The organism is Pseudonocardia tropica (assembly GCF_040105315.1).
Taxonomy (GTDB): domain Bacteria; phylum Actinomycetota; class Actinomycetes; order Mycobacteriales; family Pseudonocardiaceae; genus Pseudonocardia; species Pseudonocardia alni.
Genome location: NZ_JBEDNP010000004.1, coordinates 377,238 through 394,653, shown reverse-complemented (window position 1 = coordinate 394,653; position 17,416 = coordinate 377,238). Strand labels below are relative to the sequence as shown.

The 17,416-nt window shown below is 74.8% G+C and carries 20 protein-coding genes and 1 pseudogene; 5 read left to right on the top strand and 16 right to left on the bottom strand.

The window, feature by feature from the left end:
* Positions 1-5: 5 nt before the first annotated feature.
* Entirely contained in the window at positions 6-530 is a 525-nt protein-coding gene (locus WHI96_RS09715; protein WP_345653920.1) for a PaaI family thioesterase, read from the bottom strand.
* On the bottom strand, positions 527-1,021 hold the full coding sequence (locus WHI96_RS09710) for a winged helix-turn-helix transcriptional regulator (RefSeq protein ID WP_345653922.1): 495 nt from the start codon (positions 1,019-1,021) through the stop codon (positions 527-529). The genes WHI96_RS09715 and WHI96_RS09710 overlap by 4 nt, the downstream gene beginning before the upstream one ends.
* 157 nt (positions 1,022-1,178) lie before the next feature.
* Here WHI96_RS09710 and WHI96_RS09705 point away from each other — a divergent pair, with 157 nt between their 5' ends.
* A complete protein-coding gene (locus WHI96_RS09705; protein WP_345653925.1) occupies positions 1,179-1,757 on the top strand; it encodes a type 1 glutamine amidotransferase domain-containing protein in 579 nt (192 codons plus the stop codon).
* Positions 1,758-1,828: 71 nt separating this feature from the next.
* On the opposite strand, the gene WHI96_RS09700 is transcribed toward WHI96_RS09705, so the two are convergent.
* The 4 genes and pseudogenes from WHI96_RS09700 to WHI96_RS09685 all read right to left on the bottom strand — a co-directional run.
* Positions 1,829-2,644: a sigma-70 family RNA polymerase sigma factor gene (locus WHI96_RS09700; protein ID WP_345653928.1), complete on the bottom strand. Its 816-nt coding sequence runs from the start codon at positions 2,642-2,644 to the stop codon at positions 1,829-1,831.
* 180 nt (positions 2,645-2,824) lie between these two features.
* Positions 2,825-2,953: a hypothetical protein gene (locus WHI96_RS09695; RefSeq protein ID WP_345653943.1), complete on the bottom strand. Its 129-nt coding sequence runs from the start codon at positions 2,951-2,953 to the stop codon at positions 2,825-2,827.
* The gene (locus WHI96_RS09690; protein ID WP_345653946.1) at positions 2,950-3,288 is read right to left on the bottom strand and encodes a hypothetical protein; all 339 of its coding nucleotides are present in this window, start codon (positions 3,286-3,288) and stop codon (positions 2,950-2,952) included. The genes WHI96_RS09695 and WHI96_RS09690 overlap by 4 nt, the downstream gene beginning before the upstream one ends.
* A 76-nt stretch (positions 3,289-3,364) precedes the next feature.
* A pseudogene (locus WHI96_RS09685) lies at positions 3,365-3,499 on the bottom strand (YegP family protein); the annotation flags it as partial.
* A 152-nt stretch (positions 3,500-3,651) separates the two neighbouring features.
* Here WHI96_RS09685 and WHI96_RS09680 point away from each other — a divergent pair.
* Positions 3,652-3,921 (top strand): hypothetical protein, encoded by a 270-nt coding sequence (locus WHI96_RS09680; RefSeq protein WP_345653931.1) that lies wholly within the window; start codon positions 3,652-3,654, stop codon positions 3,919-3,921.
* Here the strand turns inward: WHI96_RS09680 and WHI96_RS09675 are convergent.
* Positions 3,918-4,319, bottom strand: a complete 402-nt coding sequence (locus tag WHI96_RS09675; RefSeq protein ID WP_345653934.1) for a MerR family transcriptional regulator — start codon at positions 4,317-4,319, stop codon at positions 3,918-3,920. The genes WHI96_RS09680 and WHI96_RS09675 overlap by 4 nt on opposite strands.
* 126 nt (positions 4,320-4,445) lie before the next feature.
* Between WHI96_RS09675 and WHI96_RS09670 the strand changes: the two genes are divergently transcribed.
* Together WHI96_RS09670 and WHI96_RS09665 are read left to right on the top strand one after the other, a co-directional pair.
* Positions 4,446-5,579: an SDR family NAD(P)-dependent oxidoreductase gene (locus WHI96_RS09670; protein WP_349302359.1), complete on the top strand. Its 1,134-nt coding sequence runs from the start codon at positions 4,446-4,448 to the stop codon at positions 5,577-5,579.
* Between the two features lie 566 nt (positions 5,580-6,145).
* Positions 6,146-7,243 carry a TerC family protein gene (locus WHI96_RS09665; RefSeq protein WP_345651911.1) on the top strand — a complete coding sequence of 366 codons (1,098 nt, stop codon included), beginning with the start codon at positions 6,146-6,148 and terminating at the stop codon, positions 7,241-7,243.
* On the opposite strand, the gene mgtE is transcribed toward WHI96_RS09665, so the two are convergent.
* Complete coding sequence (gene mgtE / locus WHI96_RS09660) at positions 7,207-8,532, bottom strand: magnesium transporter (protein WP_345651914.1); 1,326 nt, start codon at positions 8,530-8,532, stop codon at positions 7,207-7,209. The two genes, WHI96_RS09665 and mgtE, sit on opposite strands and share 37 nt — an antisense overlap.
* 141 nt (positions 8,533-8,673) lie before the next feature.
* On the opposite strand from mgtE, the gene WHI96_RS09655 reads away from it, so the two are divergent.
* On the top strand, positions 8,674-9,072 hold the full coding sequence (locus WHI96_RS09655) for a DUF3040 domain-containing protein (RefSeq protein ID WP_345651917.1): 399 nt from the start codon (positions 8,674-8,676) through the stop codon (positions 9,070-9,072).
* 103 nt (positions 9,073-9,175) lie between these two features.
* Here WHI96_RS09655 and WHI96_RS09650 read toward each other — a convergent pair whose 3' ends face one another.
* From WHI96_RS09650 to WHI96_RS09615, 8 genes are all read right to left on the bottom strand, one after another.
* Positions 9,176-10,519, bottom strand: coding sequence for an NtaA/DmoA family FMN-dependent monooxygenase (locus WHI96_RS09650; protein ID WP_345651920.1), 1,344 nt, complete (start codon positions 10,517-10,519; stop codon positions 9,176-9,178).
* Positions 10,520-10,549: 30 nt separating this feature from the next.
* Positions 10,550-11,212 carry a methionine ABC transporter permease gene (locus WHI96_RS09645; protein ID WP_345651923.1) on the bottom strand — a complete coding sequence of 221 codons (663 nt, stop codon included), beginning with the start codon at positions 11,210-11,212 and terminating at the stop codon, positions 10,550-10,552.
* Positions 11,209-12,252 carry a methionine ABC transporter ATP-binding protein gene (locus WHI96_RS09640; protein ID WP_345651925.1) on the bottom strand — a complete coding sequence of 348 codons (1,044 nt, stop codon included), beginning with the start codon at positions 12,250-12,252 and terminating at the stop codon, positions 11,209-11,211. Before WHI96_RS09640 ends, WHI96_RS09645 begins: the two co-directional genes overlap by 4 nt.
* Entirely contained in the window at positions 12,252-13,145 is an 894-nt protein-coding gene (locus WHI96_RS09635; RefSeq protein ID WP_345651928.1) for a MetQ/NlpA family ABC transporter substrate-binding protein, read from the bottom strand. Before WHI96_RS09635 ends, WHI96_RS09640 begins: the two co-directional genes overlap by 1 nt.
* Positions 13,146-13,512: 367 nt before the next feature.
* Positions 13,513-14,616 (bottom strand): LLM class flavin-dependent oxidoreductase, encoded by a 1,104-nt coding sequence (locus tag WHI96_RS09630; protein WP_345651930.1) that lies wholly within the window; start codon positions 14,614-14,616, stop codon positions 13,513-13,515.
* A complete protein-coding gene (locus WHI96_RS09625; RefSeq protein ID WP_425571703.1) occupies positions 14,613-15,623 on the bottom strand; it encodes an ABC transporter substrate-binding protein in 1,011 nt (336 codons plus the stop codon). Before WHI96_RS09625 ends, WHI96_RS09630 begins: the two co-directional genes overlap by 4 nt.
* A gap of 136 nt (positions 15,624-15,759) precedes the next feature.
* Entirely contained in the window at positions 15,760-16,473 is a 714-nt protein-coding gene (locus tag WHI96_RS09620) for an ABC transporter ATP-binding protein (protein WP_345651933.1), read from the bottom strand.
* Positions 16,470-17,336 carry an ABC transporter permease subunit gene (locus tag WHI96_RS09615; protein ID WP_425571704.1) on the bottom strand — a complete coding sequence of 289 codons (867 nt, stop codon included), beginning with the start codon at positions 17,334-17,336 and terminating at the stop codon, positions 16,470-16,472. The genes WHI96_RS09620 and WHI96_RS09615 overlap by 4 nt, the downstream gene beginning before the upstream one ends.
* Between the last annotated feature and the right edge of the window lie 80 nt (positions 17,337-17,416).

The following is a 17,416-nucleotide window of genomic DNA, read 5'->3' as shown; positions in this document are numbered from 1 at the left end:
CGGGCTCAGCCGCCGGGCAGGATCAGGCAGCTCGACGTGGCCTCGCCCAGCAGTCGGCCCTCGGCGTCGGTCAGTTCGGCCCGGGCCAGCGCGGTGCGGCGCCCGGCCTGCACGACGTGGCCGGTGCACGTCACGGTGCCGGTGTCGACGGTGATCCGGCGCAGGAAGCGCACCGACAGGTCCAGGCTGGTGTAGCCGGTCCCGGCGGGGAGCGTGGAGTGCACCGCGCACCCGCAGGCGGAGTCGAGCAGCGTGGCGTACACCCCGCCGTGCACCGAGCCGATCGGGTTGTACTGGTGCTCGCCGGGTTCGAAGGCGAACGCGACGCGCCCGTGCTCGGCGGAGACGGCACGGAACCCGACGAGGCTCGCGACGGGCGCCCCGGGGAGGCGGCCGTCGACGATCCGGCGCAGGTACTCCAGTCCGTCCAGACCGGCCGCGGCGGCGGCGAGCACCATCGGGTCGGTCCACTCGTGCTCGCGGCGGCGCGTGGTGGCCGGCCCGGTCGTGGGTTCTGCTGCGGAGGTCATCGTGGCTCCTGCTCGGTGACGGTGACGGTGACGGGGGCTCCGGGGCCCGGTTCGAGATGGACGTCGTCGGTGCGGCGCAGGCGGTGCCCGGCGGTGCACACGCTGACCAGACGCACGGGGGCGCCGCAGCCGGTGTGCACGCGGACCACGGGTGGGCCGGCGTCGCCGGCGAGGTGCCGGTCGCCGAAGTCCATGAGCGCGGCCAGGACCACGCCCAGGTCGCGGCCCCGGCGGGTCAGGCGGTACTCGGCGCGGGTCCGGGCGCCGGGCTCGCGGTAGTCCACCCGTTCGACGACGCCGTCGCCGACCAGCTCGGACAGCCGTCGGCTCAGGACGGTGCGCGCGACGCCCAGGCCGCGGGCCAGCTCGCCGAAGCGGGTGACGCCGCGACCGAGGTCGCGCACGAGCAGCACCGTCCACGGGTCGGCCAGCAGCGCCGCGGTGCGGGCCACCGAGCACACCTGGGACGCCGCCGCCGTCCGTGCGTCCATCCCGTCTCCTGGGTATCGCTGCGCTACTCAGATGGGAGCGTAACCCGGCTCGGAGGACGGCGACAGTGCCCGGTCCCGTCCTGCGCGATTGATCGTGCCGACAGCGGGAAGCCGGGAGGGGACGACGCACGAGCACGAGACCGAGGAGGAACCCACGGTGGCGAACGAACTGCAGGGCCGGACCGTCGCGATCCTGGCCACGGACGGCGTCGAGAAGGTCGAGCTGGTCCAGCCCCGCGAGGAGCTGCAGAAGGCCGGCGCCCGGGTCGAGGTGGTCTCGCTGTCCACGGACCCGATCCAGTCGATGTCGGCCGACATCAACCCGGACGAGAAGCTCGACGTCGACCGGGCCGTCGCGGACGTGTCCGCCGACGACTACGACGCCCTCGTGCTGCCCGGCGGCACCGTGAACCCGGACAACCTCCGGGCCGACGCCACCGCGGTGGCGTTCGTGAAGGCCTTCTTCACCGCGGGCAAGCCGGTCGGCGCGATCTGCCACGGCCCGTGGACGCTGGTCGAGGCCGACGTGGTGAAGGGCCGCACCCTCACGTCGTTCCCGAGCATCCGGACCGACCTGCGCAACGCCGGTGCGACCGTCGTCGACGAGCAGGTCGTGAACGACCAGGGGCTGGTCACCAGTCGCAACCCCGACGACCTCGACGCGTTCTGCGCGACGCTGATCGAGGAGTTCGCCGAGGGGAAGCACCCGGTGCACCCGGAGGGTGCGACCGCCTGACCCCCCCCGCACGACGACGGGCCCGGCACCCCGAGCGGGGGCCGGGCCCGTCCGCGTCGGATCGGGCCGCCTCAGTCCTCGGCCAGCCGTTCGCGCAGCCGCGCGAGGGTCCGGGACAGCAGCCGCGAGACGTGCATCTGCGAGATTCCCAGCTCGGCGGCGATCTGGGACTGGGTCCGGTCGCCGTAGAAGCGCAGGACCAGCATCCGACGCTCCCGGTCGGGCAGCTCGTTGAGCGCCGCGCGCATCCCCGGGCCGTGCGCGGCCAGGTCCAGCGCCGGGTCCTCGGACCCCATCCGCTCGGCGAGCGACAGCTCCTCGCCGGATCCACTGTCGCCGACCGGGGCGTCCAGCGACCGCGCGTGGTGCGACTCGAGGGCACCGAGCGCGTCGACGACCTCGCCGACCGGCACGCCCGCCTCGGCCGCGATCTCCGACGGGCGGGGCGGACGGCCGAGCCGCTGCCCCATGTCGTCGGCGATCCGGCCGACGGTGACGGCGAGTTCCTTCAGGTCGCGCGGGACCCGCACCGCCCACGAGTAGTCGCGCAGGTGGCGCTTCATCTCGCCGCGGATGCTCGGCACCAGGTAGCCGAGCGGGCCACCGGTCGCCGACGCCGGGTCGTAGCGGTCGACCGCCTTGACCAGGCCGAGCATGCCGGCCTGCTCGATGTCCTCGACGGCCCGGCCGGGGGCGGCGAAGCGTCGGGACAGGTTGCGGACCAGCGGTCGGAACTCGCTGATGATGTGCTCGCGCAGCGCGGCCCGGCCCGGTGCGTCCGGAGGGGTCGCGGCCAGCTGGTCGAGATCGGGTATGAGGTCGTCGTAGCCTCGACGGCCGTCGCGGGTGCGTTCCGCAGGACGGGTGGGCAGTGTGGGACTGCGCATGGTCACTCGCAATCGCCGATGGCAGGTGCGGGGTCCGCTGCATGGTTGAACGGATCTCGTACGTCCCGGTGGACGGGCGGGACCGCCTCGGCGGTGTCTCCCGTGCGCCCGGGTCTGTGGGATCCACGGTAGCTCCGGGCCCGATGGTCCACAACTCGATCGGGTACGCTCCGGCGCCGCTCAGTCCCGGGCGCGCGGAGGTGTCACGAACACCGCCGTGTCGTAGTAGGTGCGCAGTGCGGTGACCGCACCCGGGCCGTCGTCGTCGGCGTCCGCGAGGTTCAGGACGGTGACCCCGCGCACGGTCACCGGGCCGCCCCCGGAGAGCACCGCGTCGCTGTGCCACTCCAGTGCGACGGAGCCGTCGGTCTGCACGGCGTTGCGGAAGTCGTCGCGACACGCTCGAACGGGGAGCGGTACTCCCGCCAGAAGGCGTCGAGATCGGAGCGGGCCCCGCGGCCGTCGAGCCGTTCGGCGGTGGCGCCGTCCCCGAAGCGGGCGAGCAGGTCCTCCGCGTCGCCGTCCCGTTCGAACGCCTGCAGTGCCGTGGCGAAGGCGCGTGCCCGCCGGTCGGTGATGCCGGCGTCGTCCGGGGCGGTGTCGTCCTGTGCCGTGGCGTCGTCGTGTGCGGTGTTCTGCTGCATGGGGCACGACTACCCGCCGGGCGCGGTCCGACCCGTCACGGACCGGACGCGTGCGGCGGCCGGTGGCGCCCCCGGCGGCGAGCGGGACCGCCGCGCAGCCCGTGTGGGCGGTCGACCTGCTCTCCCACGACTCGCCGACGGCGACGACCTGCCCGTTGCCCGCCTTCAGCCGGAACCTCCGGCCCCGGTCCTCGTGCGGAGGGTCGCGCACGTGGGCCCGGATGCCGTTGCGACGGGCAACGGACCGTGCCGTTCGTCGGGGTGGGTCGGACAACCCTCCAAGCGCGTGAGGGTAGAGTCCGGTCCTCCGACGGCCCGGCCGTTGCACTTCCCGGGGCGTCCCGGCGTCGAGAGGAGGGTGTCGTGGTTCAGCACGGTCCTGCCGACCCCGATCGGGTACCGGTCACCCGGGTCGAGGTGCTGGACTTCGTGGGTGAGCTGTTCGGCCACGGTCCGGTGCCGCGTGCGGCGCTGCTGGCCGCGGCCCGCGCCGAGGACGCCAGGGCCCGCCTGCACGAGGTGCTCGACGCCGCCCTGCCGGACCACCCGCTGACCGGGCTGGACGAGCTGTGGCGCCACGTCGACGTGCCCGAGGACCTCGGCGCGGTGTGCGGCCTGCCGTCGCCGCGCTAGTCGTCCGCGTCGCCGGTCCGCGGCTCGGACAGCGCCCGCAGCTCGCGGGAGAGCAGCTCCAGCCCGTGGATCCGGGCGTGCAGCGCCTCGATCCGCGACTCGGCGGCGGTGCGGTAGAGCGCCAGCCGGTCCCGGGCGTCGTCGTCGACCGGGCGACCCGCGTCGAGGTCGGCGCGGGCGCCGTCGATCACCGCCATCAGCGCGCGGATCTGGTCCAGGCCGAGGTCGAGCGGCTTGAGCGTCTTGACGAACCGCAGGCGCTCGACGTCGCCCTCGGTGTAGAGGCGGAAGCCGCCGGTGCTGCGGGCCGACGGCGTGACCAGTCCCAGCTCGTCCCAGTGCCGGATGGTGCGCAGCGACAGCCCGACGCGCGTGGCCACCTCACCGATCTGCTGCACGACACCACCTCCCCCTCGACCGTGCGGCCCCGACCGTACCGTCGGTCCCGGGCCGGTCTCAGCGGGCTCTCAGCGGGGCGGACGTTCTCAGGGGCACCACAGCGAACCGTCCCTAGCGTCGTCGACATGCCGACTGCACTGGTCACCGGAGCGAGCCGCGGGCTCGGCGCCGTCTACGCCCACGAGCTCGCCGAGCGCGGATGGTCCGTCGTCCTCGTGGCGCGCGACGCCGCCCGCCTCGCCGACGTCGCCGAGCGGATCGGCCGCGCCACCGGCGCCATCGTCGAGATCCTGCCCGCCGACCTCACCGACCCGGCCGGGCTGGCCGCCGTCGAGCGCCGGATCACCGACCGGGATCTGCCGATCGAGCTGCTGGTCGACGACGCGCGCGTCGAGACCGACGCGGTCCTCGCCGAGGCGCCGGTCGAGGCGCCGACCGGCGAGATCGACCTCGACGTGACGGCCCTGATGCGCCTCACCCGCGCCGCGGTCCCGGCGATGACCGCCCGCGGCCGCGGCGGCGTGCTCACCGTCGCGAGCCTCGCCGGGTACCTGGCCTCGGGCGGCACCGCCCACGGCGCGTCGACGTCCTGGGTACCGGCGTTCAGCGACACCGTCGCGGCGTCGCTGCACGGCACCGGCGTCACCGTCACCGTGGTCGCCGCGGGCCGGATCCGGACCGACGACGACCCGCAGGGTCCGCTGTGGCTCGACCCCCGCGACGTCGTGCGCCGCTCGCTCGACGACCTCGCCCGCGGCCGGACGCTGTCCGTGCCGGGCTGGGTGTACCGGGCGAGGGTCGGCTGCCTGGAGGCGCCGCGCACCGCCCTGCGGCTGGCCGCGCGGGTGGCGGGCCGGGGCCGCGAGCGCTGCGAGCGCCTGGAGCGGGGGAGCGGGCACACCCGGCCGTCGCCGGTCCCGACGCCGTTCCGCGACGCGCCCGCCCGGGCCCGGGCGCTGCCGGCCGTCGCGGTGCACGCGGTGGGCCCGGCGACGCCGGTGCCGCCGGTCCTGCCCGAGGAGCCGGCGCGGCCCGCGCACGTCGCCGCCGCGACGTTCCCGGCGCCGCGCGTGTCGGGCACCGGCCGGCTGCCCGTCGTGACCCGTCCGGCCGGGACCGGGGCCGCCCCGGTCCGCCCGGCCGCCGCGCGGGCGGCCGCCTCCGCGACGGCCCGCGCGGCCCTCCGCCGGCTGCCCGCCGCCCCGCGTCCGGTGCAGCCGGCCCGCGCCGCCGCGACCGCCCGGCTCGCCGCGGGCTGAGGATCCGGGGTCCGGTCCCGGGACGTCGTCGTCGGCCACCGGGCGGGTCCCTGCACCGGGAGACGCTGCTGCCGCCGGCTGCGCAGGCGACCACCCGGCTGCGCCGGGGGACGGCGGTGACGATCGCGTTCCCGCGCAGCCCGACGGCGACCGCGCTGTCGACCCGGCTGCCGGCCAGGACGATCCGGAAGCCGTCATATGGCCGGTTCACCCTCGGCCTGGGCGCCCAGGCCGAGGGCACGTGCGCCGCCGCCACGGCGCGCGCAGTGGCACCCGCCGGGACCGTGGATGCGCGAGTACGTCGGTGCCGTCCGCGCGGTCCGCGCCGCCGCCGGGAGGTCACCGGCGGAACCGGACAGATGTGACGAGGCTCGCGTACCCCCCGCTGTCGGAACCCGGGGTCATGCCCTACCGTTCTGCCCAGTCGAAGGGGAGTACTCCCGAACACGGCGTCGCCGTCATCACGGCACCGGCCCGAGCCGGTCCCGGTTGCGCCGGTCCACCGCGGTCACCGCGGCGGGCGGAGGAGACCTTCAGCGCCCCTACCTGCGCTGGAGGACCCCGCAGTGAACGTTCCCCTCTGGGTGTGGCTGGCGACGCTCGCCGTCGTCGTCGGCATGCTCGTGTTCGACTTCGTCGGGCACGCCCGCGACCCGCACGAGCCCACGCTGCGCGAGTCGGCGATCTGGTCGACCGGCTACATCGCGATCGCCCTGCTGTTCGGCGTCGTCGTCGGCGTGTTCGCGGGCTGGCAGTACGGCGGCGAGTACATGGCCGGCTGGCTGACCGAGAAGGCCCTGTCGGTCGACAACCTGTTCGTCTTCCTGCTGATCATGACCAGCTTCGCGGTGCCGAAGGTGCACCAGCAGAAGGTGCTGCTGATCGGCATCGCGATCGCGATCGTCATGCGCGGTGCGTTCATCGCGGTCGGCGCGGTGATCATCGAGCAGTTCGTCGCGGTCTTCTACCTGTTCGCGGTCATCCTGTTCTGGCTCGCCTGGTCCCAGATCCGCGAGGCGATGTCCTCCGACGACCACGAGCAGGCCGACGCCGGTGACTCGAAGCTGGTCCGCCTGGTCCGCAAGGTGCTGCCCACCTCCACCGAGTACGACGGCGCGAAGCTGGTCACCCGCGTCGACGGCAAGCGGCTCCTCACCCCGATGGCGCTGGTCATCGTCGCGATCGGGCTGACCGACCTGCTGTTCGCGTTCGACTCGATCCCGGCGATCTTCGGCCTCACCCAGGAGCCGTTCCTGGTGTTCACCGCCAACGCCTTCGCCCTGCTCGGCCTGCGCCAGCTGTACTTCCTCATCGGCGGTCTGCTGGAGCGCCTGATCTACCTGGCGCACGGCCTCGCGGTGATCCTGGCGTTCATCGGCGTGAAGCTCACCCTGCACGCGCTGCACGAGAACAACGTGCCGTTCATCAACGACGGGCAGCCGGTGCCGGTACCCGAGGTGCCGATCTGGCTGTCGCTGCTGGTCATCACCGGGACGATCGCCGTCGCCGCCGTCGCGAGCCTGGTCGTCTCCCGGCGCCGCGCCGCGGCCGCCGGGGACGGTGCGGCCTCCCCCGAGGTCACCGGATCCGACACCGACGGCGGGGACGACGGGACCGTGGACGCGGGTCAGATCCCCAGCACCAACCGGGCGACCGAGAAGTAGATCAGCAGCCCGGTCGCGTCGACGAGCGTCGTGACCAGGGGAGCGGACACCACCGCCGGGTCGATCCCGACCCGGCGGGCCAGCAACGGCATCGTCGCGCCGACCGTCGCCGCCCAGCCGCAGATCGCCACCAGCGTCACCGCCACCACGACGGCGACCTGGACCCCGACCAGCAGTGCCGCGACGAGCAGCCCGAGCGCGCCGAGCAGGGTCCCCAGCAGCAGCCCGACCCGCAGCTCCCGCCACACGACCGCGGGCAGGTCGGCCAGGCGCACCTCCCCGACGGCGATCGCCCGGACCGCCGCCGACGCGGACTGGGCGCCCGCGTTGCCGCCGGTGCCCACGAGCAGCGGGATGAACAGCGCCAGCGCGGTGACCTGCTCCAGGGAGTCCTCGAAGATCTGCAGCACGTTGACCGTCAGCACCGCGGCGAGCAGCAGCACCGCCAGCCACACCGCGCGGGTGCGCGCCAGCTTCGTGACCCGCACGTACATGTAGTGGCCCGACCACGGTGCCGCACCGGACTGGCGGGCGGCGTCCTCGGTGTCGGCGCGCTCCAGGATCTCGACGGCGTCGTCGATGGTGAGCAGGCCCAGGAGCCGGTCCTCGGAGTCGACGACCAGCAGGTCGAGCAGGTTCGCCTCGCCCATCAGGCGGGCGGCGTCCTCGGCGGCGTCGGTGGCCCGCACCCGCGGTGCCCCGTCGTCGACGAGGTCGGCGACGACGACGTCCGGCCGGGCCAGCACCAGGTCGCGCAGCGAGACGGTGCCGGTCACCCGCCGCCCGGCGTCGGTGACGGGGAGGGTGTACACGGTCTCGGCCTGCGCGCCCTTGCGCCGCACGACGGCCAGCGCCTCGGTCACGCTGCTGTGCAGCGGCACGGCGACGGTCTCCGGCGTCATCACCCGCCCGACCGAGCCGTCGGGGTAGCCGAGCAGCGCCGCGGTCATCGACCGTTCCCCGGCCGACAGCCCGGCCAGCACCCGGTTCGCGACCTTGGCCGGCGCCTCGCCGAGCATCCGCGCGCGGTCGTCGGGGTCCATGTCCTCGACCAGGGCGGTCACCGCGTCGTCGCGCAGCCCCGCCAGCAGCTCCTGCTGGTCGACCGGGTCGAGCTCCTCGAACACGTCGAGCGCGCGGTCCTTGCCGAGCAGCCGGAACACCCAGCCCGCGTCGACCGGTTCCATCCGGGCCAGCGCGTCGGCGATCTCGTGCACGGGCCGTCCGTCGAGCCGGTCGAGGACTCCGGCGGGGTCGTGGCGTTCGACGGGATCGGTCCAGCGTTCCATGCGGGTGATCCTGCCGCCGGGCCCTGCCGCGTGCAGCGGCGGGAGTATGTCCGTTTCGGTACGATCGGTGACGTCTCCCGCACATCCCGGATGACTGGCCCCGGGAGCGGGAACCCCGTCGGTGGCACCGAGGAGGTCACGATGTCCGTCACACCCCCGCCCCTGCCGCCGCCGTCGCCCGGCGGCGGGACCGGCGACCCCGACCCACGCCCGGTGGCGCGCCCCCTGGACCGCGACGAGGAGCTCCGGCTCTCCGGCCTCGAGCAGGAGCTGCGCCGCTCCGACCCGGAGCTGGACACCGAGCTGACCGCACCGCACCGGCCCCCGCGCGCCGCGGGCGGCCGCGTGGACCGGATCCTGCAGGCCGTCGCGATCACCGTGATCGTGCTGGTGATCGTGCCGGGCGACTGGATCGCCGGACTGCTGTCGTTCGGGCTGCTGCTCGGCATCCCGGCCGCGATGGCCTGGATCGCCGTCCGCGCGCACCGGGAGAACACCGCCCGGGAACGGTCCGAGGGCCGCGACGACGAGCGCACCTGACCCGCACCCGGCGCCACCGCGGCCGGGCCCGGCCCCGCCGGGCGCGGGTGCCCGCCGTGGCCGCCGCCGCGGACGAGGTCCACGGCGCCGGTCGGACGCGCGGTCAGGTCGTGGAGGGGGCCGCCGTCGCCGCCTCGGTCGGGTCGGTCGTCGAGCGGACGGCCGGGAGACCCAGGTGCTCGCGCAGCGTCGTCCCGGTGTACTCGGTGCGGAACGACCCGCGCTCCTGCAGCAGCGGCACGACCCGGTCGGCGAACTCGTCGAGCCCGCCCGGGGTGACGTGCGGGACCAGTACGTAGCCGTCCGCGGCGTCGGACTGCACGGCGTCGTCGATCGCGTCGGCGACCGTCCGCGGGCTCCCGACGAAGGTGTGCCGCCCGGTCACCTCGATCACCGTCTCGCGCAGCGACAGGTTCTTCTCCGCGGCGAGGGCACGCCACTGGTCGGCGACGGCCTTCGGGTCCCGGTACTGGCGCACGCTCGCGCGGCCCTTCGACACGAGCTCGCCCTCGACGGGATCGAACTCCGGCAGCGGGCCGTCCGGGTCACGCCCGGACAGGTCGGTGTTCCACAGCTGCTCGGCGAACACGATCGCGGTCTGCGGGCTGACCTGCTGGGAGCGGATCACCTCGGCGCGCTCGGCGGCCTCGGCGTCGGTGTCGCCCAGCACGTAGGTCGCGGCGGGCAGGATCTTCAGGTCGTCCCACGCCCGGCCGTAGCGGGCGAGGCGGCCCTTCACGTCGGCGAGGAACGCGCGTCCGGCCTCGGGCTCGGCGTGCCGGGAGAAGATCGCGTCGGCCGACGCGGCGGCGAACTCCCGCCCCTCCTCGGAGTCACCCGCCTGCAGGATCACCGGGCGGCCCTGCGGGCTGCGCGGCAGTGAGAACCGGCCGTGCACGTCGAACTGGTCGGAGGAGTAGGCGAACTCCCCGCGGTCCTCGGGGCCGGTGCGCGAGTCCCAGATCGCGGCGGTCGCGGCCAGCTGCTCCTTGGCCCGGGAGTAGCGCTTGTCCTTCGGCAGGAACCCGCCGCGGCGGAAGTTCTCGCCGGTGAACGCGTCCCACGAGGTCACCACGTTCCAGGCGGCCCGGCCGCCGGACAGGTGGTCCAGCGACGCGAACTGGCGGGCGACGTCGTAGGGCTCGGTGAAGGTGGAGTTGATCGTCCCGGCCAGGCCGAGCCGGTCGGTGACCGCGGCCAGCGCGGACAGGACCGTGAACGTGTCCGGGCGGCCCATCACGTCGAGGTCGTAGATCTCGCCGCGGTGCTCGCGCAGACGCAGCCCCTCGGCGAGGAACAGGAAGTCGAACCTCGCCCGCTCGGCCGTCCGCGCGAAGTGCGCGAAGGACTCGAACTCGATGTGGCTGCCGGACGCCGGGTCGCTCCACACGGTGGTGTTGTTGACGCCCGGGAAGTGTGCGGCCAGGTGGATCTGCTTGCGCGCCATGAACGGCCTCCCGAGGGGTTCAGCGGTCTCCTACCGGTGCAACACCCTGCGTGCGAGCGTGTTCCCGAGCAGCTGCGCGCACTGCACGACGACCACGATGATCGCCACGGTCAGCAGGGTCACCGGCCAGTCGAACTGCTGGTACCCGTAGGAGATGGCGAAGTCGCCCAGCCCGCCGCCGCCGACGTAGCCGGCCATCGCCGACATGTCGACCACCGCGACGAAGACGAAGGTGTAGCCGAGTACCAGCGGCGCCAGCGCCTCGGGCACCAGTACGCTCCACACGATCCGGAACCGGCTCGCCCCCATCGCGCGCGCCGCCTCGACCACGGCCGGGTCCACCGACACCAGGTTCTGCTCGACGATGCGTCCGATGAAGAACGTCGCCATCGCCACCATCGGGAAGAGCACCGACCGGGTGCCGATCGTCGTGCCCATCACGATCAGCGTCAGCGGACCGACCGCGGTGATGAAGATGATGAACGGGATCGGGCGCACGATGTTGACCAGCACGTTCAGTACGCCGAACACGCCGCGGTGCGCGTACAGACCGCCGGGCCGGGTGGTGTGCAGCGCGACGCCGAGCAGCAGCCCGAGCGCGCCCGCCAGCAGCATCGTCCAGAACACCATGTAGGCGGTCTGGAGCACCGACAGCCACAGCACCGGCTCCAGCGTCGCCCAGTCGTTCGTCATGCGGTCCGCTCCGTCACCCGGGTGGCCCGGGACAGCTCGTCGACGCAGGCCTGCACGGCCGCGTCGGCACCGGTCAGTTCCAGGGTCAGGCTCCCGACCGGGCGCTCGGCGAGCTCCCGGATGCCGCCGTGCACCACCGTCGCGCGGACCCCGTGCGCGGCGGGCACCCGGGAGATCGCGTCCTGGGCGTCGCCGGCCCCGGAGCCGGGCCCGCCGACCGCGACGGTCACCAGCCGGCCGGGGTGGCGCGCCCGCAGCCGCGCGAGGGTCTCGTCGGAGGGGACGTCCTGCAGGACGCCGTGCACGAACCGCCGGGTCGCCGGGTGCGACGGGGCGGCGAACACGTCGTAGACGGCGCCGTCCTCGATGACCGTGCCCTGCTCCATCACCACGACCCGGTCGCAGATCTCCGCGACGACCTCCATCTCGTGGGTGATCACGACGACGGTGGTGCCCAGCTCGCGGTTGACCCGGCGGAGCAGGGCGAGCACCTCCCGGGTCGTCTCCGGGTCCAGCGCGCTGGTCGCCTCGTCGGCGAGCAGGATCGACGGTGACGTCGCGAGCGCGCGGGCGATCCCGACCCGCTGCTTCTGCCCGCCCGACAGCCGGGCCGGGTAGCGCCCGGCCAGCTCGGACAGCCCGACGAACTCCAGCAGCTCCGCGACCCGGGCGCGGCGCTGCTCGCGGGACCGGCCCGCGACGGCCAGCGGGTAGCCGACGTTCCCGGCGACGGTGCGGGAGTTCATCAGCGCGAACTGCTGGAAGATCATCCCGACCTCGCCGCGCAGCTCGGCCAGGCCACGTTCGGACAGCTCCGAGGTGACCCGCCCGCGCACGGTGACGGTCCCCGCGGTCGGCAGCTCGAGGGCGTTGATCATCCGGACGAGCGTCGACTTGCCGGCGCCGGACCAGCCGATCACGCCGGTGATCCCGCCCTCGGCGATGTCGAGGTCGACGTCGTCGACGGCGGTGACGCCCGGGCCCCGCCGGGCGGCGAAGGTGCGGGTCGCACCCGCGAACGAGATCACCGGCGCCGTCATCAGCGGGACCGCAGCTGCTGCTCGATGCCGGCCAGGGTCTGCTGCAGGTCGGCCGGGGAGTTGTCGCGGAACACGCCGCCGTCGCCGAGGTCCCTGCGGGCCGCGTCGAGGACCTGCTGGTCGTGGTAGATCCGGACGAGCGTCGCGTAGGCCGGGTCGTCCTTGCCCTCGGCCCGGGCGACGAACAGGTTGATGTAGGGCTTGGCCTTGTCGGAGTCCGGGTCCTCGGAGTAGACGACCTGGTCCTGGGTCAGGTTCGCCGACTGCGCGTAGTTGTTGTTGACGATCGCGGCGTCGGCACTCGTCAGGTTCGCCGCGGTCTGCGCCGCGTCGACCGGTGTGACGCGGACCTTCGACGCGGCTGCGTCGATGTCGGCCGGGGTGGAGGTCGTCGTGCCGCCGTCGGTCAGCCGCAGCAGCCCGGCGGACTGCAGGACGTTCAGCGCGCGGGCCTGGTTCACGGCGTCGTTCGGGATGACGACCTGCCCGCCCTGCGGGATCTGCGCGAGGTCGGCGTGCTTCGTGGAGTACAGCGGCAGCGGGTAGACCGCGGTCGCGCCGACCGGGACCAGGGTGTCGTCGTTCTGCACGTTGTAGTTGGCCAGGTACTGCAGGTGCTGGAACTGGTTGAGGTCCAGCTGGCCCTGGGCGAGCGCGGGGTTGGGCTGGTTGTAGTCGGTGAAGTTGACCAGCTCGACCGCGATGCCCTCGGCGGCGGCCTTGTCCCGGAAGACGTTCCAGTAGGGCTCGGCGCCGTCGGAGACGCCGATGCGGACGGTGCGGGACCCGCCCTCACCGCCGCCGGACGACTCGCCGGGGGCGGCGCAGCCGGACGCGAGCACGGCGAGCGCGACGGCGGGGACCAGCAGGGACAGTGCGCGGGGCAGGCGCATCGGGGTTCCTCTCGGCGCCGACCCCCGGGACGGGTCGCGTCCGGGTGCCGGCGCGGCGGTGCGTCGGGGGGCGTGCCGGGCACCGGGTACGGCGCCCCGGGGTGACGCCGCGGGGCGGCGCCGTCGGCGACGCCGGGCGGGAGCGGGGGCTCCGGGGACGTGGCCGCGGGAGACCGGGCCGCCGGACCGGGCCGCACCGGGCGGGTGCGACCGGCCGCGACGGGGCGGTCGGCACGACCGACGAACCTACCGGGGACGAACCGTCCGGACGGATCATCCGCGACGAAGCTCACGAACAGGAATAAGCCCGACGGTGTGTGCCGCGTCCGGCGCGATGGACCCGGGCGCCGCGGGACGGTACGGCGGATCAGCGCGGCGGCTCGGCCAGCAGACCGCGACGACGCAGCTCGGGGAGCACACCCTCGCCGACCCGGTAGGCCTCCTCCAGGTGCGGGTAGCCGGACAGCACGAACTCGGTGATCCCCAGCTCGTGGTACTCGGCGATCCGGTCGGCGACCTCGGTGTGGCTGCCGACCAGCGCCGTCCCGGCGCCGCCGCGCACCAGCCCGACCCCGGCCCAGAGGTTCGGGGAGATCGTCAGCGCGTCGGACGACCCGCCGTGCAGGGCGAGCATCCGCTGCTGCCCGACCGACTGGCTGGAACGCAGCGTCTCCTGGGCCCGCTCGATCTCGGCCGGGTCGAGCGCGTCGAGCAGCCGGCCCGCCTCGGCCCACGCCTCGTCGGGGGAGTCGCGGGTGATCACGTGCAGCCGGATCCCGAAGCGCGGTTCGCGGCCGAGGTCGTCGGCGAGCTTGCGCACCCGCCCGATCTTCTCGGCGACGGCCGCGGGCGGCTCGCCCCAGGTCAGGTAGACGTCGGCGTGCCGGGCCGCGACCGGCAGCGCCGCGTCCGACGACCCGCCGAAGTAGACCGGCGGCAGCGGGTCGGGCGCGGCGAGGGTGGTGGCACCGACGACGTCGTAGTGCGCGCCGGTGAAGTCGAACGGCCCGTCGGACCAGGCGCCGCGCAGCACGGTCAGGAACTCGTCGGTGCGGGCGTAGCGCTCGTCGTGGTCGGCGTGGTCCCCGAAGCGCCGCTGCTCCACGGCGTCGCCGCCGGTGACGATGTTGAGCATCAGCCGCCCGCCGGAGATCCGCTGGTAGGTGGCCGCCATCTGGGCGGCCAGCGTCGGGGACAGCACGCCCGGCCGGAACGCCACGAGGTAGCGCAGGGTGCGGGTCTCGCGCAGCAGCGCCGCGGTGGTGAGCCAGGCGTCCTCGCAGAACGTGCCGGTCGGGGTGAGCACCCCGTGGAAGCCCTGCGCCTCGGCGGCCCGGGCGATCTGCGCGAGGTAGCCGATGTCGGCGTCGCGGGCGGTCGAACCGGCCTCGCCGCGGTCGGCGTGGCGGCGGGCGACGATCGTGCGGCCGTCGCCGGAGGTGGGCAGGAACCAGTGCGGGACGACGGTCATCGTGCGCCTCCTCGGGTGTCGGTGCGGGTCCCGGGGATGCCGTCCCGGGCCGCGGTCAGGGTGGTGGTCTCGTAGCGGCGGTCGACGAACGCGGCGAAGTCGGCCCGCCCGGGGACGACCCCGGCGGCGGTGAACGCGTCGGCGAGTGCCTGCTGGGAGGCGACGACGGCGTCGTCGAGCGGGACGGGCAGGTCGGGACCCCGCCCGACCGCCCTGCGGGTCACCGGCAGCGGGAGCTTCGTCTCCGCGCTCCAGACCTTCGCCCGCTCCTCACGGTGGGTGTCGGAGTAGGTCTGGGCGGCGGCGAGGCGGGCGAGGAAGTCGGCGAGCGCGGCGCTGCGCGCGGGCTCGGCGAGCGCGGCGTTCGAGGCGACCTGGAAGCCGTAGCCGTTCGCGGTGCCGGTGCCGTCGGCGACGATCCGGGCGTGGTCGTCGAGCTCGGCCTGGGCGGTGTAGGGGTCCCAGACCGCCCAGGCGTCGATGTCGCCCTGGCGCCACGCGGCGTAGGCGTCGGCGGGGGCGAAGAAGGTGAGGTCGACGTCGTCGAGGCCCATCCCGGCCGCGGCCAGTGTGGACAGCACCTGCCCGTGGGCCGAGCTGCCCTTGGCGACGGCGATCCGCGCGCCCCGCAGGTCGGCGACGGTCCGCAGCGGCGAGTCGGGACGCACGACGATCGCGTCGCCGGTGATGTTGCCGCGGTTCGCCGACACGATCTGCACCCGGGCCCGGGCGGCCGCGGCGAAGATCGCCGGGGTGTTGCCGGTGCCGCCGACGTCGATCGCCCCGGCCCGCGCGGCCTCGACCAGCGGCGGCCCGGAGGTGAAGGTGCGCCACTCGATCCGGTAGGGCAGGTCGTCGAGCAGCCCGGCGGCGCGCAGCAGCGACTGGGAGCCGCCCTTCTGGTCCCCGACGACGAGCGTCACCCCGGCGGGACTCGCGGCCGGCTGCATCGGCGGCCGGTCCACCGGCACCGACGAGCACCCGCTGAGCACGAGCGCCAGCGCCACCAGCAGCACCGTGACCGCCCGGCGCCCCCGGTGATCATGGGCGGCGGTCGGGGCGCGGCCTCGGCGCCGTGGCCCGCCGCGCGGTGCCGCGCGGTGCGTCCGGTGGGGCCCCGGTGCCGCCGCGGAGGTGGGGGGGTCAGGCCGCATCGTCGACCACCCCGAGCTCGTCGAGCACGGTGCGGCGCAGCGCGGCCAGCCGTTCCTGGTCCCGCGGCCGGTCGCCGGGGCGGTGCTCACCGCCGATCCGCCCGTCGGACAGGACCAGCACGCGGTCGGCGAGCAGCAGCGCCTCGTCGACGTCGTGGGTGACGAGCAGGACCCCCGGGCGGTGGCGCCGCCACAGGTCGAGCACGAGCCGGTGCATCGTGATCCGGGTCAGCGCGTCCAGGGCACCGAAGGGCTCGTCGAGCAGCAGCAGGTCGGGCTCGCGGACCAGGGCCCGGGCCAGCGACGCCCGCTGGGCCTCGCCGCCGGACAGGGTCAGCGGCCACGCGTCGGCCCGGTCGGTGAGCCCGACCTCGGCGAGCGCCCGGTCGGCGACGGCGGCCGGGGTGTCCCCGCCGAGGTCACGGTGCAGCCCCAGGGCGACGTTGTCGCGCACCGACCGCCACGGCAGCAGCCGCGGCTCCTGGAACGCCACCGCGACCGAGCCGGGGACCTCGACCTCGCCGGTCACCCCCGTGTCGCGGACGTCGTCGAGGCCGGCGAGCAGCCGCAGCAGGGTCGACTTCCCCGATCCGGACCGGCCGAGGAGGGCGACGAACTCGCCGTCGCCGAGGGTGAGGTCGAGCCGGTCGAGGACCCGCCGCCCGCCGAACCCGCGGACCAGGCCGCGTACCCGCGCGCTCACCGGTCGCCCCCGGCCGGGCCGGCGGGCCGCCAGGCCAGCACGCTCCGTTCGAGGCGGCGGACCAGGGCGTCGGTGCCGAGGCCGAGCAGCGCGTACACCGCGAGCCCGACGACGATCACGTCGGTGCGCAGGAACTCCCGGGCGTTCATGATCATGTAGCCGATCCCGGCGTCGGCCGCGGTGGTCTCCGCGACGATGATCGACAGCCAGGCGATGCCGAGCGCGAGCCGCAGCCCGGTGAGCGTGGACGCCATGGCGCCCGGGAGCACGACGTGGCGCAGCTGCTCGGCGTGGGTGAACCCGGACACCGACGCCGCCTCCAGCAGCTTCGGGTCGACGCCGCGGACGCCCGCGTGCACGTTGAGGTACATCGGGAACAGCACGCCCAGCGCGACCAGCAGCACCTTGGGCAGCTCGCCGACGCCGAACCACAGGATGAACAGCGGCACCAGCCCGAGGTGCGGCAGCGTGCGCAGCATCTGCACCGGCGGGTCCACGAGCAGGCCGCCCCAGCGCGAGAGCCCCGACACCACGCCGAGCCCCACCCCGACGACCAGGCCGAGGACCAGCCCGGTGGCGACCCGGGCGAGCGAGACCAGGAGCCCCTCGGTCAGCTCCCCGCTGCGGGTGACGTCGACGGCGGCGGTCACCACCCGCAGCGGCGAGGCGAGCTCGTCCTCGGCGAGCAGCCCGGTCGAGGACGCGAGCTGCCACAGGACGACCAGGGCGAGGGGGGAGATCCAGCGGCGCAGATCGGGTCGGCGGTGCGGGCGGCGACGGGCGACGGTCGTCGCGGCGGGCGAGGCCGGCCCGGTGGGGGGCGCACCGGTGTCGGCCGGTGCGGAGGTCCAGGTCGTGGACACGGGTACTCCAGGGACTCGGGGTCGTGACGGGAGGTGCCTGCGGCGCACAGCGGGGTGTGCACACAGCGGGGCCGCCCGAG